This window comes from Sheuella amnicola (assembly GCF_010499255.1).
Lineage (GTDB): Bacteria > Pseudomonadota > Gammaproteobacteria > Burkholderiales > Burkholderiaceae_B > Zwartia > Zwartia amnicola.
Map to the genome: position 1 here is coordinate 1 of NZ_JAAGRN010000013.1, position 15775 is coordinate 15775.

The window sequence follows — 15775 nt, forward strand, 5'->3', positions numbered from 1 at the left end:
TGAAATTTGTGCTCTGGCCTGGTCACGATAAATCGGAATCATCGGTCACGATAATCCGGAATTGGCATTAACCACGCAGTATTTGAATATTATTGTTATTGCAAGACGGTAATGACCGGAGCATTACTCTGCGCGTGTGGATGAGTGCGGTTTACTGTCTTTTCATATTCCAGACTTTTTACCCGCCCCCCCCCTTAGTCAGTCCTCAGAGGCTAATTCAAAGCCCAACCATGGGTAGTACTCAAGCTCTGTCTCGGTTATGTGAGGCTTCCCAAAGATTTCACTGAGGTCAAAGTCTTCAAACGCTATTGCCATCATGCTAGCGCCCCCATAGTTAAATCAAACGGCCTTGCGTCACTGGTAGGGCAGAATTGCCTTGATGCTCGGTCAAACCAGAGCGCATATGTTTTCTCGATGCCTACGCGACGATTCTTAACAATTGCGAGCGTAGCGCCAGCCTGAGTCTCTAGGTCTTGGTCTGGTTTTCGGTGTGGGTCTTGGAAATATGCCTCTCGCTTTTTGTTTCTCCAGACCATAAATATTTGGTCTGCAAGGTCAGCAATTGCCCCTGAGCCCTTTAAGTCAAACTTATTCGGCTTGTTGTCCTCAGTCTCACCTTTGCGAACATGGTGGACCAAGTGAATGTGTACTTGGGCAAGGTCGGCAATTCGTTTAGCTCTCAAAAAATTAATGAAAACAAGCGGAGTCTTATGCGTTGGTTCACATAACAATACAAGCACCTTTTAAGTAACTCAATGCAACACAAAACAACACTAATGGAGGAGAGTTCTATCCTTCCGCCGTATGGGAAGGATAGAACGGACTATCTCAGTAATTACACATACGGACCGGAGAGCTATTTTTTATGCGGTTGTCCGACGGATAAAGTATGAGAAGTGATTACTGTTGGACGTACAACTGACGGTCTTACGTTGACCACCGCTACCCCCTACATGGCCTTATCGGACGGACATAGGGGGTACTGAGGACTCCAGAGCTATTGCTATCTCACGTCCGAGCTTTGTCTTTCAATTTCTTTTGATCCCACCTGATCTCAGGACAGCGATATGCGCCAATACTTCTCAGATCAGGGCGATCAAGATCCTGTTGGATAAGTCCTTGCCGAAGCTGTCGTTGAGGAATACGTTGATGATGGGGTGGTGAGTTACTTCCCCCCGGGGCCAAATGCCGCTGCGTTTCACAACGACGATTCTTTTGTCCGTGGCCTGATGGGTCCGGTCGGTTCCGGCAAGTCCTCCTCCTGCTGTTCTGAGATCGTCATGAGGGCGATCAAGCAGAAGCCTTGGTTTGATGGCGTGCGTCGTTCCCGTTGGGCGATCATCCGAAATACATATCCGGAATTGAAATCCACCACGATCAGGACGTGGCAGACATGGTTCCCGCAGAATGTGGCGCTCATCAAATAAGATGGTATTCAGGAGTTTTCATGTCCTTAATCCTCCCTCCACGTAAGAGTTCTATCTTAGACAGCACGATACATGAGATCAGAAAAGTGATTGTCATTCTTGCAGAGTTTGAACATAACTCGTAAATCTTGCAAAAAAATGCATCATTACGGTGCGCGAATAGCACCAAGTTGAATCTAACTTCCCCAAACTTGTAGACGGATAGAGATACTAGAGTGATTTCGCAATACTACTGCGTTTTGTATGCATGTTAGTCACTCAAAATACTTCAGTAGGGGGGGCTTTCTGTATGAGGTGAAAAAGATTTGAAAATGCTATTTCATTTCGGTTGATCATTCGAAGCACAAAAAGATTTAGTTGGCATGGTTCTTGCTTGATACACAAAGCATCACTCGATTGAACATGAGTTGTGTGTGATTCCAGGATGCGGTAACGCCGCTCGAACCATGAACCTAGGAGCTTACGAATGAAACGCAGACTTGTACTCAAACATATCACAGCTGTCAGCGCACTTGCGATGGCAGGATGGTTCCCGCAGGCAAACGCTCAAGAAACAATCAAGGTGGGCATTCTTCACTCATTGTCAGGGACTATGGCGATTTCGGAGACCTCTCTGAAAGACGTGGCGTTGATGACGATCGATGAAATTAACGCAAGCGGTGGAGTTATGGGTAAAAAACTCGAGGCAGTGGTCGTAGATCCTGCGTCTAATTGGCCCTTGTTTGCAGAAAAAGCTCGGCAACTTATTAGTCAGGATAAAGTTGTTGCTGTGTTCGGGTGTTGGACGTCTGTTTCACGCAAATCAGTCTTGCCGGTATTTAAAGAGCTCAACAGCTTACTGTTTTACCCAGTTCAGTATGAGGGTGAAGAGCTCGAGAAAAACGTCTTTTATACCGGTGCTGCGCCAAACCAACAGGCTATCCCTGCGGTTGAGTACTTGATGAGCGAAGAAGGTGGTGGTGCTAAACGTTTTGTTCTTCTTGGCACAGATTATGTCTATCCGCGTACGACAAATAAGATTCTACGAGCATTTCTCAAATCCAAAGGTGTCAAGGAATCTGATATTGAAGAGATTTACACACCGTTCGGACATTCCGACTATCAGACCATTGTCGCCAATATCAAGAAATTTGCTCAAGGTGGCAAGACAGCAGTGGTTTCCACCATCAACGGTGACTCAAATGTTCCTTTCTACAAGGAACTGGGTAATGCCGGTTTAAAGGCCACAGACGTTCCTGTCGTGGCATTTTCAGTAGGAGAGGAAGAACTGCGCGGTGTTGACACTAAGCCATTGGTTGGGCACCTAGCAGCCTGGAACTACTTTGAGTCATTGAACAACCCGGTCAACAAAGAGTTTGTTGCTAAGTGGAAAGCCTATGCTAAGGCCAAAAACCTGCCCAACAACAGTTCAGCAGTCACTAACGATCCGATGGAGGCAACTTATATCGGCATCCACATGTGGAAACAGGCAGTGGAAAAATCCCAATCCACTAACGTAGATAAGGTGATTGAGGCTATGGCAGGCCAACAGTTCAAGGCTCCTGACGGCTATACGATCATGATGGACAAGACAAATCATCATCTACACAAGCCAGTCTACATCGGTGAAATTCAGCCTAATGGTCAGTTCAGCGTGGTCTGGCAGAGCAAGGGTCCAATCCGCGCGCAACCCTGGAGTCCTTATATTCCCGGCAACGAAAGCAAGCAAGGTCTTTGATAGCAGGTATTTACCTATAAATGAAACAGCATCTTAACTTTCTTAAGCTGTTGATCTCGGGGATGCTGTTGTGCTGGCATTCCTGGGGTTTTGCTTCGGCATGGGTGGATCCGTCCATCTTGCATCGCCTTGCAATCGATAGCAGTAATGAACGTTTGCAGGCGATCCAAGCTCTAGGGCAAAGTGATATGCCCGGTGCGGCCAGATTATTGGCCGCACTTATCGAGTCAAAAGTATTAGTCTCTAGCAATGGCAATATCTTAGTGACTCAGGAAGGTAAGGATGTCATAGATATTGCTAGTGGTGATCAGGTCCCATTATCTGGTAACGAGCAGCCCTTGATGCTTAATAACCGGTTACGTCGCGCTATTCAGCTATCTCAGGCAACGGTGGCACTGTTTGCAACCGATGCATCGGTTAGATTGAGCGCTGCTATTCGGATGCAGAAGGAAATTGATTCCTCTCATATTCCAACCGTTGAGCGTGCCTTACAGCGCGAAAGAGACGGACGCGTAAAAGATGCCATGCAGATTGCGCTCGCGGGTATGCAGTTGAAAAGCAGCGACCCGCAAGTTCGCCTTTCGGCTGTGAATATGTTGGGCACCAGCGGTATTGGTGATTATCGGCCAGCGCTCGTTTCATTGCTTCAGAAAGATGGTGCTGGCATGTTTGCTGAACCAGACGAGCGAGTGCGTCGTGCAGCTTTGCAAGCGATTAATCAGATTGATCGTCATCAGTCTTTGATCTCCTGGGCGGGCAATATCTTCTTTGGAATCAGTCTTGGAAGTGTGCTTCTGCTCGCGGCGCTTGGTCTTGCCATCACATTCGGATTGATGGGCGTTATCAATATGGCACATGGTGAGCTGCTTATGATTGGCGCCTATGCAACATATATGATGCAGGCCTTGTTCAAATCATGGTTTCCAGAGTGGATGAATTGGTACCTCATCGCAGCGCTGCCAGTGGCTTTTCTTGTTACTGCACTGGTCGGAATGGCGATCGAGAGGACGGTAATTCGCTGGCTATATGGGCGGCCGCTTGAGACCCTGCTGGCAACCTGGGGCATTAGTCTGATCCTTATGCAAGTTGTGCGATCTATATATGGTGCGCAGAATGTCGAGGTAGCTAATCCTTCATGGATGTCAGGTGGGTTGACGGTAATGGGGGGGTTAGTCCTCAGTTACAACCGAATTGCAATCATGATTTTTTCTCTAATTGTCGTATTGACGGTCTGGCTGATTTTGAATCGTACTCGTCTGGGCTTGTTTGTGCGGGCGATCACATTAAACAGGCGGATGGCCGACTGCGTCGGTGTGCCGACGGGCAAGGTAGACATGATGGCGTTTGGACTGGGTGCTGGCATAGCTGGATTAGGTGGCGTTGCGTTGTCTCAGTTAGGAAATGTAGGTCCAGATCTGGGTCGCAGTTATATCGTGGACTCTTTTATGGTTGTTGTGCTCGGTGGGGTCGGCCAGCTGGCAGGCACTGTGGTGGCAGCATTAGGTCTGGGTGCAATCAACAAGCTGATTGAGCCTTTCTGGGGTGCCGTGATTGCTAAGATTGCCATCCTTCTCCTCATTGTTCTATTTGTTCAAAAGCGTCCGCAAGGACTCTTCGCACCCAAAGGTAGGAGTGTTGAATGAGGCAAACTACATTAGCCAGAGTGCCTCTCTATAACGCTCGCGCTTGGATGGGGATTTTTTTTGTGACAACTATCTTTGCGTTGTTGCCTTTGCTCAATATGATCGTCCCGGTTGGCCATGCCTTGCATGTCTCATCCTATGCAATTGGATTGATTGGGAAGTTTATTTGCTACGCTTTGGCAGCCCTTGCCCTCGATTTGGTTTGGGGCTACGCGGGCATTCTGTCACTTGGCCATGGTCTGTTTTTCGCATTGGGCGGATATGCACATGGTATGTATCTAATGAGAGCATCCAAGCCATCTCCAGATTTGCTTCCTGATTTCATGACATTTTTATCCTGGAAATCATTTCCGTGGTTTTGGTCCTTTACCGAGTATTTTTGGTACGCCATGCTATTAGTTGTTTTAGTACCTGGGGTCTTGGCCTTTTTATTTGGATACTTTGCATTTCGTTCACGCATTAAGGGTGTGTATTTTTCTATCATTACTCAGGCGCTGACCTTTGCAGCCATGTTGCTGTTCTTCAGGAATGAGACCGGGTTTGGTGGCAATAATGGTTTTACTGATTTCAAGACAATCCTTGGCTTTGACATAACTGCGCCGGAAACACGTGCGGCTTTGTACTGGATTAGCTTGAGTATCTTGTTGATTGCTCTAATTTTGTCGCGTGCCATCACTCAATCACGCCTTGGAAAGGTGTTGATGGCTATCAGGGATTCAGAAAGCAGAGTTCGATTTATTGGTTATGAGCCCTTGGGCTTCAAGCTTTTCATTTGGACACTTTCAGCTGTGTTGTGTGCGATTGCAGGTGCATTGTACGTACCTCAAATAGGGATCATAAATCCTGGAGAAATGTCGACTGAAAATTCGATTGAGATGGTTATATGGGTTGCCACAGGAGGCCGTGGAACATTGATCGGACCGATTATTGGTGCTGGCACTATCAACGGACTCAAGACCTGGTTCACGAGTGTATTTCCAGAGTTTTGGCTCTATGCGCTTGGATTGATTTTTGTTCTGGTGACAATATTTCTTCCACAAGGATTGGTCGGTTTATTTCGGCGTCTTTGGAATACGAAGGAGGCTCGAGCATGATCGCGAAAGTGTTTGATGATCAGTCTACGATTGCTGTTCTTGATGGAGCCAATGGTGATCCAAGTTATGGGAGAATTGCCAAAGCAGGGTTGGACACCACACATGGTGCCATTCTTTATCTCGAATCCATTAGCGTGGTATTTGACGGATTCAGGGCCTTAAATGATCTAAATCTAGACATTGGTGTGGGTGAACTCAGATGCATCATTGGGCCCAATGGTGCAGGGAAGACGACAATGATGGACGTGATCACCGGAAAAACGCGTCCAACCTCTGGGACGGCATATTTCGGTCAAACTATCGATCTAACGACATTGTCCGAGTCTCAGATTGCCACAGCCGGGATTGGAAGAAAATTTCAACGTCCCACTGTTTTTGAGCAACATACTGTACTTGAAAACTTGGAATTGGCAATGAAAGCCGAAAAGAAGGTCTGGTCGACTCTGTTTGCCAGACTAACTGGTACTCAGCGCGATCGAATCGATGAAATCCTTATGTTGTTGCGTCTGTCGAACGAAGCATATCGACAGGCTGGCTTGCTGTCTCATGGTCAAAAGCAATGGCTCGAAATAGGCATGCTGTTGATGCAGGATCCACAGCTTTTGTTGCTAGACGAGCCTGTTGCAGGGATGACTGATGCTGAAACTGAACGGACTGCCGAGCTATTCAATACCTTACGTGGAAAGCACTCCCTTGTCGTGGTGGAGCATGACATGGATTTTGTCACTGAGATTGCCAGAGATGGCAAAGTTACTGTTTTAAGTGAAGGTTCTGTACTTGCTGAGGGAACCATGCAGCATGTTCAGTCTGATCAAAGAGTAATAGAGGTTTATCTGGGGCGATGAGTGCCATGCTTGAAGTTAATGCGATCCAGCAGTTTTACGGTAGCAGTCATACGCTGCGCAGCGTCAGCTTATCGGTCAAAAAAGGCGAGTGTCTGGCTTTGCTGGGAAGAAATGGTGTAGGCAAAACCACCCTCCTGAAATGCTTGATGGGTGTGCAGCCTGTATCGTCGGGCACGGTTATTTTTGAAGGACAGGACATTACCTCGCTACCTCCACATCGCAGAGCAGCACTGCGCATGGCATATGTTCCTCAAGGACGGGAAATTTTCTCCAGACTCACAGTTGAGGAAAATCTTTTGATGGGTATGGCGATCAAGCCTTCCGCTCGTGCAAGCCAGATCAAGCATGAGATCTTTGATCTCTTTCCTGTGCTGAAAACTATGCTGCGAAGAAGAGGAGGTGACTTGTCAGGAGGTCAACAGCAACAGCTTGCGATCGCCAGAGCATTGTTGGCGGAACCCAAACTGATCATTTTTGATGAACCAACTGAGGGTATCCAGCCATCCATAATCAAGGATATCGGTCGAGTTATTCGAATGTTGCGTGATCGTGGTGACATGGCGATCTTGCTGTGTGAACAATACTTTGATTTCGCCAATGAACTAGCAGACCGATTTGTGGTGTTGTCTCGGGGTGAAGTCGTTGTGTCTGGGCCGCATTCAGACATGAATAGTCCGGAAGTCCGTCGCTTTTTGTCAGTATGAACATGTCACATCAAATCTGGCAGGCAGCTCTTGAGCTGGAGTTTTCCTTCTGGGAAAACAGGACGCTGATGTCTAAGAGAAAGCATCATGGCCCATTGATGGTGCAAAAGGCACTTTATCCAGAGGGTAATGCAGTATGTCATGCTGTGATTCTTCACCCGCCAGCTGGGATTGCAGGAGGGGATCATCTCAGCATAAATGTCAGCAGTCGTCACGAATCAAAGACGGTGCTTACTACCCCTGGCGCAACTAAATGGTACAAGTCAAACGGAAAGCCATCCAGCCAGACTATTCATCTACAAGTTAACAAAGACGCACATTTAGACTATTTGCCACAGGAGAATATTTTCTTCGATCATGTTGCTGCTAGTTCTAGATTGGTGATCCAACAGGAAGTCGGTTCGAGTCTGATCGCTTGGGAAATTAATCAGCTGGGCCGTACGGCTTCCGGAGAGGCGTGGCAGCATGCAACAACTAGCATAGTCACTGAATGGTTTCTAAATGACAAGTTGGTCTGGTTAGATTCCTCTCAGTTTGATCCATTTTGTCAAGCTATTGAGTCGAGTTGCGGTTTGTCCTCATTTTCTGTTTTCGGGACGATGTGGCTGTGTTCAGTTAATGTCACGCGCGAAAGTGCTGAGGATATGGCATCCAACTTGCCTTGGTCCGATAGTTTCAGGGTAGGAGTGACTTGTCTCGACTTGGATCAGGGCCACGGCCTGATGGTCCTACGCGCTTTAGCGAACGAAGTTGAGGACATAAAGCAATTATTCATCGAAACGTGGATGTCCCTCAGGCAGACTGTGAGCGGATTGCCTTCTCATTATTTGCGTTTATGGAATACCTGATTTTTATTTGATACACCAAGATCCGCGAGACAAACATGGAACTTACACCAAGAGAAAAAGACAAGCTGCTGATTTTTACTGCTGCACTGCTTGCTGAAAGGCGCCGTAGTCGAGGGTTGTTGCTGAACTATCCAGAAGCGGTTGCATTTTTATCTGCTGCGATCATGGAAGGTGCCAGAGACGGCAGGACTGTCGCCGATCTGATGCATGAAGGCACCACGTTGTTGACTAGGAAGGATGTCATGGAAGGGGTACCCGAGCTGATCACAGAAATTCAAGTCGAGGCAACGTTTCCGGATGGAACCAAGCTCGTTACCGTTCATCAACCAATTCAATGAGGTCAAGTCATGCTTAATAAAATTATTGTTGCGATATTAATAGCATTAAGCACTGGGCATACTGCTATCGCTCATGAGGGACATATTGAACACACTCTTTTTGGATGGATGCATTCACATATCGGCTGGGAGCAGCTCATCACGATGTTGTTGATCGGTGTACTGGTGTTATTGGCTCGCAAGCGATAGGGCATGCCATGATTCCAGGTCAGATTGATGTGCAAGGCGACGATATTGTCATGAATGTAGATCGTGAAATATTGTTGCTCCCTGTGACAAATACGGGCGATCGACCGATTCAGGTTGGATCCCATTATCACTTTTACGAGGTCAATCAAGCCTTGCAGTTTGACAGAGTCAAGGCCAGAGGTTTCAGGCTCAATATTGCAGCTGGAACGGCCGTCCGATTTGAGCCAGGTCAAAAAAGGACAGTCATGCTTGTCGCCTTGGGCGGTGATCGGATTGTTTATGGATTCAACGCCAATATCATGGGAAGTCTCGATGAATAAGATATCCAGACGTGCATACGCTGAAATGTTTGGTCCCACTACTGGAGATAGAGTTCGCCTAGCTGATACGGCCCTATGGGTAGAGGTGGAAAGAGATTTCACCATCTACGGCGAGGAGGTCAAGTTTGGTGGCGGCAAAGTGATTCGAGATGGAATGGGCCAAAGTCAGCGATTGTCAGCGAATTGTGCGGACACAGTTATTACTAATGCCTTGATCATCGACCATTGGGGAGTAGTTAAAGCCGACATCGGAATCAAAAAGGGTTTCATTCAGAAAATAGGAAAAGCGGGCAATCCCGATATTCAGCCAGGTGTGGACATTGTCATCGGACCGGGTACAGAAATCATTGCTGGAGAGGGAATGATTGTCACACCTGGCGGTATCGATTCCCATATTCATTTTATCTGTCCACAGCAGATCGAAGAAGCCTTAATGAGTGGAGTTACGACCATGTTAGGTGGCGGCACTGGTCCCGCCACAGGGACCTTTGCCACCACATGCACACCAGGACCATGGCACATTCATCGTATGTTGAAGGCCGCGGATGCATTTCCGATGAATCTAGGATTTTTAGGTAAAGGCAATGCTAGCTTACCAGGACCGCTTTTCGAGCAGGTGCAGGCTGGTGCGATCGGTCTGAAATTGCATGAAGATTGGGGAACCACACCTGCTGCGATTGATTGTTGTCTGGGTGTGGCAGAGGATATGGATGTTCAGGTCGCTATTCATACGGACACTCTGAACGAATCTGGTTTTGTTGATTCGACCATTAAGTCGTTCAAGGGACGGACGATCCACACTTTTCATACGGAAGGTGCTGGCGGTGGTCACGCGCCCGACATTATTCGTGCTGCATCCTTGCCCAATGTGTTGCCGTCGTCCACAAATCCTACCATGCCCTACACCGTTAATACCGTTGATGAACATTTGGACATGTTGATGGTTTGCCATCACCTCGATCCTTCAATTACCGAAGATATTGCATTTGCGGAGAGCCGGATCCGCCGAGAAACGATAGCAGCCGAGGATATCTTGCATGACCTCGGGGCGTTCTCAATGATGAGTTCAGACAGCCAAGCTATGGGTAGGGTGGGGGAGGTCATACTCAGAACTTGGCAAACCGCACACAAGATGAAACTTCAGCGTGGTAGCTTGTCAGGTGACGGCCGCGCAGATAACAACAGGGTCAAGAGATATATTGCAAAATACTCGATCAACCCTGCGATTACTCATGGTATCAGCCATGTTGTTGGTTCCATTGAAGTGGGTAAGCTAGCGGATCTAGTGATTTGGAAACCAGCGTTTTTTGGAGTTAAACCAAGTCTTATTCTAAAGGGGGGCATCATCGCAGCTGCACCGATGGGTGATGCCAATGCATCAATACCCACGCCCCAGCCAGTTCACTATAGACCTATGTTTGGATCATTCGCACCCGAACAAGTGGCTATTACATTTGTTTCGTCTGCCGCAATCGATCATCCAGATGTTCAATGCCTTGGACTCAAAAAGCCCTTGGAAGCAGTCAGAAAGACTAGGCAAATTTCTAAATCTGACATGGTGCACAACAGCTACCTGCCTAGCATCAGCGTTGACCCTGAAACTTATCAAGTTTATGCCGACGGGGTAGAGTTGGTATGCGAACCTGCAGCCGTATTGCCCATGGCACAACGATATTTCTTATTTTGAACATGCGCTCTGTAACGAAAAAAATTCATGCCAGGCAGATTTCACGCGCGTTGCTGAAAGCAGCCCCATCCTTGGTTTTGCCTTTTTATGAACGCAGTAAGAGCCGACTGTTAGCAAACCTGTCGAATGGGGAAGAGGTTGCGATCAGTCTGCAAAGAGGCAGTGTCATGAGGGCAGGAGATGTGCTGGTTGCCGATGATGGTGGGTTGATCATGGTGGTTGCTGAAAATGAACATGTTCTGAGGGTGACAGCCAACAACCCGCATGACTTACTTCGCGCGGCTTATCATTTGGGCAACCGTCATGTGCCTGTCGAGGTTGGCCCGACGCATCTGCTTCTGGAAGACGATTCTGTCTTGTCAGATATGTTGCGTCTCATTGGTGTAAAGGTCGAGCAAGCATCATTGCCCTTTGAGCCAGAGCATGGCGCATACGGTGGTGGTCATAAACACGGCCATGATGCAAGTTTTAAGGAGGACTATAGTCTCGCTCAATCCGCATACCACGCACATGACCATACGCATTTACATGATCACGGACATGTTCACTCTCAGTATCATGTGCATAACCATGTGAGTAAGACTGTTCTGCAAGATTCTGCATCTCCAAAAAAAGAAAGTACCGGTAACGGTGAAAAATGAATGCGGCATCATTGCTCCAATTGCTGCAAATTGCTTCACCTGCACTTCCGATCGGGGGCTTTAGCTATTCTCAGGGGTTCGAATCGGCTGTGGCGGTGGGGCTAGTCAAGAATGAAAAAGATGCTTGCAGCTGGATCAAGGATATCTTGACCGGACCTATTGCAGCTTGCGAGGGGCCGATTTGGGTGTTGATCTATGAAGCATGGCAAAAAAGTGAAGTCGATCAAGTCAAATACTGGAACGAATGGTTTTTAGCCTGCCGTGAAACTAATGAATTTAGGCTAGAAACTCAGCAGATGGGCTGGTCACTGGTTAAGCTTTCGGAGCAATTGGCATGGGTAGATGTCGCAGACCTAGCAAGCTTGCAGTCCATCCACCCTGTAACCTACCCTTGTGCGCATGCGTATATGTGTCAATACAGGGGTATTGATAAGCGGCATGCACTAACAGCATATTTTTTTTCGTGGCTCGAAAATCAGGCAATGGCAGCGATCAAGTCCATTCCATTGGGGCAAACATCGGGGCAAAGGATATTGCAGGAGATTTCCATCTTCATTCCTGCGGTAGTTGAGGAGGCGCTCGATCGTGCAACCCATGATCCACCTCGACTCAATACCATTGCGCATCAACTTGCTATTTTGTCGTCAATTCACGAAACACAATACTCAAGACTTTTTCGTTCCTAAAGCTGTTGAGAGAAAACTATGTCCTTGCGCACTAAAAAACTTCCTCCTCTTCGTGTCGGCATTGGAGGTCCGGTTGGGTCTGGCAAAACGACCTTGTTGGAAGTTCTTTGTAAACAGATTCGAGACCAATATGATGTCGTGGCGATTACTAACGACATATACACTAAAGAGGATCAGCGTCTTCTTACTATTTCTGGAGCGCTTCCCGCAGATCGGATCATGGGGGTCGAAACAGGCGGATGTCCGCATACGGCTATCCGAGAAGATGCTTCCATCAACCTTGAAGCAGTTGACAGAATGTTGGAGAAATTTCCAGAGGCGGATATCGTTTTCATTGAGTCTGGTGGTGACAATTTGGCTGCAACCTTCAGTCCGGAATTGTCAGACTTGACGATTTATGTCATCGATGTGGCAGGGGGAGAAAAAATCCCTCGCAAAGGAGGTCCTGGAATCACCAAATCTGATTTGCTGGTGATCAATAAAACCGATCTCGCACCTCACGTTGGTGCCAATTTAGAGATCATGGAGACTGACACTCGACGCATGCGACCCAATAAGCCTTATGTGATGACTAACCTCAAGACTGGTCAGGGCTTGTTAGATGTAATTAAATTCATAGAGCATAGAGGTATGCTGTCTGGTTGCATTTGCATGACTTATGAATAACACGTGCTGGCCATCGCTTAAATCTTTTGAAAGTTCTGCCCGGACTATTGCGCTATTAAAAACATTTCAACCTACGAACAATAGTGTAGTCACTGTTTTGAATAGTTTGATATTCTTACCCATAAACTCGACGAATGGAGTGGGCAGCGACGCCGTCTTTGAGGGCTTTGCGAACGGGGATAGCCATCATCCCAATACTTTTTTGGAGAGTAAGTCTTTCAAAATAAGTTGGCCTTGCTCTATTGATGAGTGGATAAACCCAATCTGGTAGATTCATAAAGCTTGCCCGACTAATAAGATTGATAAAAGGCTTGGTCGTCATATTGCCGGGAAAGTTTTCAAGTAAATGAATGATGCTCTTGGCTCGATCACCATAATATAGTTCTGGAATGTAATTTTTTATTGCATTTTCGGTGCTGTCATAAGTGCTAGGAAGGTTTATCGCTCCCATTCTTTCACCTAAGGTTTTCATTTCAAAAAAATATTTATTTTTCTCATTTATAGTCATATTATTTTTTCGATGATGTTCATAGGCGCACATAAAGCTACGTGTTTCCGTAAGATGAACCCATGCAAGTAAATGAGGGTCTGTAGCAGAATAGGGTTTTCCAAACTCATCTGAGCCGGATATTTTGCTGTGGATATGATTCACCCTGTCAATGACTTGATTGGCCATGTCGGTCGGCCCATATGTCGTTGCAGCTATAAAATATGCTGTTCTACTCAGGCGACCCTTGAGATCTTCTCTAAACGAAGAGTGATCCCATATTCCTGCAAGTGCTTGCGGATGTAGTGCCTGCAAAATTAAGGAACTGATTCCTCCGATCATCATGGTGATAAAGTCGGCATGAATGATCCAAACTACTGAATCGGGACCGAATAAACCTCGATCCCCCTTTGGTGTTAAAAACTTTACGGGCGGACCACTTTCACCGACCATTTCCCAAACCGTTTTGCGAATCAGATTACCGAACATGTCATTAGTGCATCATGATTTTATTAAAATCATCGTCTTCAATTATTTCAGCAATGAGGTCGAGTCTGATGCGGGGATTAGTTTGAGCAAGGAGATGATTTTTTTGGGCAAGCGGAATTTGCAATATCTCAGCAATACGATTAGACACCCACCCACAATCATCTAATCTAAAGGGCTTCTTGATGATTGCATCGCTCGGTAGATCATTGCTTTGAAGTGTCGAAATAATTTCGCCCAGCAATTTGGACATCCCTAGATGTTCCTGGGGAATGGGGATAAGTGGATCATTTTCCATCAATTCAACTTCGCCCATCCATAAGCCACTGCTTTCCTGAGCGAATTTCAATAACTTGAATCGTTGCGAACCAAGCGATTTGGTCATATATAAAGCAGGCTGTATCGGATCAAAATCTTGAATGAGCGCGAGTGTTCCAATATTCGCAAATGTGAAGGACAAGCTTTGGTTATCGATGTCTGGATTTTTGATCATGCTGATGACACCGAATTCGGTCTTGTCACGCAAGCATTTTTTGATCATGTCGAGATAACGAGCCTCAAAAATTTTGAGCGAAATAAGGCCATCCGGGAAAAGTACAGTATTTAGGGGGAATAAAGGTATTTTTTGTGGACTAGTATTAAATTCTTTCATGCGTTCAAGTAATGGATTGGCGACTTGCCGCATTAATACCGTGATTGGGCATTAAGTACAGTCAAAATTTTTTTATACCATCCATTGTTTTTGATGCAAAGATTAACTATCTTTATGAGATGGTTTTCCCGCCAGTATTGGCAGATGTTCTTTACCAAAATATATTATGGCATTCCCCCAAATTCGTAGACGTTTTCATAACGCAGTTTGACGTCTTTCGAACTCGTAAGGACTTAATTGTTAAGTGTTTGTGCCGCCTGATCCGATTATAGAAACCTTCAATGTAATCAAATATCTCTGAACGAGCCTGGTCACGAGTGGCGAATATTCTTTTAACCAGCTCACTCTTTAGACTGCTAAAGAATGATTCCGCTACCGCATTATCCCAGCAATTACCTCGACGGCTCATACTGGGACTCAAACGGTTATCGTGACACCAGCGGGTGAATGCGTCGCTTCCAAATTGACTGCCTTGATCTGAGTGAATGATGACAGGTGCCTTGGGCTTACGTCGCCAGACTGCCATTGTCAATGCGTCCAGAACCAGACTTGTTTGCATTCTTGGCCCCATGCTCCATCCAACGACTGAGCGAGAGTGTAGGTCCAAGACCGCCGATAAATATAACCAACCCTCATACGTGCGAATGTATGTAATGTCTGTCACGCATGCGTGATCAGGTGTGTCATGTTGAAACTGCCGTTTAATTGATTTGGTGCAACGACTGATGGCTTACCTGCCTTGAATCGAGGACGTTTATGGCCTCGCACCGATCGAATCTGAGCGGCTCGCATAAGCTTGGCAACTCGATTTTCGGTACAAGCCACTCCCGCTTCACGCAAATCACAGAATATCCTGGGGCTCCCATAGATGCCACAATTCCGATTTTTCCTGATCTGACAACCCAGGACGCCCCATCCTTGCCATACAACACCTCCTGACGATTTAAATAGATAGTGTTGCATTGATCAATTGAACTCACCGCGGCCTTTTTTAGGATGTCACGCTCCTCAGTCGATCGTCGCAGCTCAGCCTTCAGTTTGAGCACCTCGTCTTGTAGCACTTGAAGGTCACCAGCCAATGGTTGTTCTGATTGTGCAGACTTTCTGACCCAGGTATAAATCAGACCCTCTGCAATACTCAGTCGCTTGGCCACATCGACAACCGAATGACCCTTATCCACAACTTGCTTAACCGCCTCGACTTAAAATTCAGGGGCGTTGTCATCGGCAACTGTAAATTGATACAGGTCGGCAGGTGAAAATTGATACACCTCGACAAAGGGATAATCGTCGTTTTTTGAGCGGCGATGGTTTCATACGAGGAATACATGCAAATCAAGATCAT

Annotated in this window: 16 protein-coding genes and 1 pseudogene; 13 read left to right on the forward strand and 4 right to left on the reverse strand. The window is 46.6% G+C overall.

Annotated features, from left to right (window positions below):
• Nucleotides 1-314 precede the first annotated feature (314 nt).
• Nucleotides 315-740, reverse strand: coding sequence for a DnaB-like helicase C-terminal domain-containing protein (locus G3I67_RS14455; protein ID WP_163656254.1), 426 nt, complete (start codon nucleotides 738-740; stop codon nucleotides 315-317).
• Nucleotides 741-1160: 420 nt separating this feature from the next.
• Here G3I67_RS14455 and G3I67_RS14460 point away from each other — a divergent pair, with 420 nt between their 5' ends.
• The 13 genes from G3I67_RS14460 to ureG all read left to right on the forward strand — a co-directional run bounded on the left by G3I67_RS14460 (nucleotide 1161) and on the right by ureG (nucleotide 12805).
• Nucleotides 1161-1427 carry a hypothetical protein gene (locus G3I67_RS14460; protein ID WP_163656255.1) on the forward strand — a complete coding sequence of 89 codons (267 nt, stop codon included), beginning with the start codon at nucleotides 1161-1163 and terminating at the stop codon, nucleotides 1425-1427.
• A gap of 466 nt (nucleotides 1428-1893) precedes the next feature.
• Nucleotides 1894-3144, forward strand: coding sequence for an urea ABC transporter substrate-binding protein (gene urtA / locus G3I67_RS14465; protein ID WP_163656256.1), 1251 nt, complete (start codon nucleotides 1894-1896; stop codon nucleotides 3142-3144).
• A gap of 20 nt (nucleotides 3145-3164) precedes the next feature.
• Complete coding sequence (gene urtB, locus G3I67_RS14470) at nucleotides 3165-4787, forward strand: urea ABC transporter permease subunit UrtB (RefSeq protein WP_163656257.1); 1623 nt, start codon at nucleotides 3165-3167, stop codon at nucleotides 4785-4787.
• A complete protein-coding gene (urtC, locus tag G3I67_RS14475; protein ID WP_163656258.1) occupies nucleotides 4784-5881 on the forward strand; it encodes an urea ABC transporter permease subunit UrtC in 1098 nt (365 codons plus the stop codon). The genes urtB and urtC overlap by 4 nt, the downstream gene beginning before the upstream one ends.
• Nucleotides 5878-6726, forward strand: a complete 849-nt coding sequence (urtD, locus tag G3I67_RS14480; protein WP_163656259.1) for an urea ABC transporter ATP-binding protein UrtD — start codon at nucleotides 5878-5880, stop codon at nucleotides 6724-6726. The genes urtC and urtD overlap by 4 nt, the downstream gene beginning before the upstream one ends.
• A gap of 5 nt (nucleotides 6727-6731) precedes the next feature.
• Complete coding sequence (urtE, locus tag G3I67_RS14485; RefSeq protein WP_163656260.1) at nucleotides 6732-7430, forward strand: urea ABC transporter ATP-binding subunit UrtE; 699 nt, start codon at nucleotides 6732-6734, stop codon at nucleotides 7428-7430.
• A 2-nt stretch (nucleotides 7431-7432) separates the two neighbouring features.
• Nucleotides 7433-8278: an urease accessory protein UreD gene (locus G3I67_RS14490; RefSeq protein WP_163656261.1), complete on the forward strand. Its 846-nt coding sequence runs from the start codon at nucleotides 7433-7435 to the stop codon at nucleotides 8276-8278.
• 35 nt (nucleotides 8279-8313) lie between these two features.
• Entirely contained in the window at nucleotides 8314-8616 is a 303-nt protein-coding gene (locus G3I67_RS14495) for an urease subunit gamma (protein ID WP_163656262.1), read from the forward strand.
• A gap of 197 nt (nucleotides 8617-8813) precedes the next feature.
• Entirely contained in the window at nucleotides 8814-9125 is a 312-nt protein-coding gene (locus tag G3I67_RS14500) for an urease subunit beta (RefSeq protein WP_163656268.1), read from the forward strand.
• The gene (gene ureC, locus G3I67_RS14505; RefSeq protein ID WP_163656263.1) at nucleotides 9118-10812 is read left to right on the forward strand and encodes an urease subunit alpha; all 1695 of its coding nucleotides are present in this window, start codon (nucleotides 9118-9120) and stop codon (nucleotides 10810-10812) included. Before G3I67_RS14500 ends, ureC begins: the two co-directional genes overlap by 8 nt.
• A gap of 2 nt (nucleotides 10813-10814) precedes the next feature.
• Nucleotides 10815-11453 carry an urease accessory protein UreE gene (ureE, locus tag G3I67_RS14510; protein WP_163656264.1) on the forward strand — a complete coding sequence of 213 codons (639 nt, stop codon included), beginning with the start codon at nucleotides 10815-10817 and terminating at the stop codon, nucleotides 11451-11453.
• Nucleotides 11450-12139: an urease accessory protein UreF gene (locus G3I67_RS14515; RefSeq protein ID WP_163656265.1), complete on the forward strand. Its 690-nt coding sequence runs from the start codon at nucleotides 11450-11452 to the stop codon at nucleotides 12137-12139. The genes ureE and G3I67_RS14515 overlap by 4 nt, the downstream gene beginning before the upstream one ends.
• A gap of 18 nt (nucleotides 12140-12157) precedes the next feature.
• On the forward strand, nucleotides 12158-12805 hold the full coding sequence (gene ureG, locus G3I67_RS14520) for an urease accessory protein UreG (RefSeq protein WP_163656266.1): 648 nt from the start codon (nucleotides 12158-12160) through the stop codon (nucleotides 12803-12805).
• Between the two features lie 115 nt (nucleotides 12806-12920).
• On the opposite strand, the gene G3I67_RS14525 is transcribed toward ureG, so the two are convergent.
• The 3 genes and pseudogenes from G3I67_RS14525 to G3I67_RS15035 all read right to left on the reverse strand — a co-directional run bounded on the left by G3I67_RS14525 (nucleotide 12921) and on the right by G3I67_RS15035 (nucleotide 15611).
• The gene (locus G3I67_RS14525; protein ID WP_163656267.1) at nucleotides 12921-13781 is read right to left on the reverse strand and encodes an oxygenase MpaB family protein; all 861 of its coding nucleotides are present in this window, start codon (nucleotides 13779-13781) and stop codon (nucleotides 12921-12923) included.
• A gap of 4 nt (nucleotides 13782-13785) precedes the next feature.
• Nucleotides 13786-14463, reverse strand: a complete 678-nt coding sequence (locus G3I67_RS14530) for an LON peptidase substrate-binding domain-containing protein (RefSeq protein ID WP_235931959.1) — start codon at nucleotides 14461-14463, stop codon at nucleotides 13786-13788.
• 162 nt (nucleotides 14464-14625) lie between these two features.
• Nucleotides 14626-15611: pseudogene (locus G3I67_RS15035) on the reverse strand (IS3 family transposase).
• Between the last annotated feature and the right edge of the window lie 164 nt (nucleotides 15612-15775).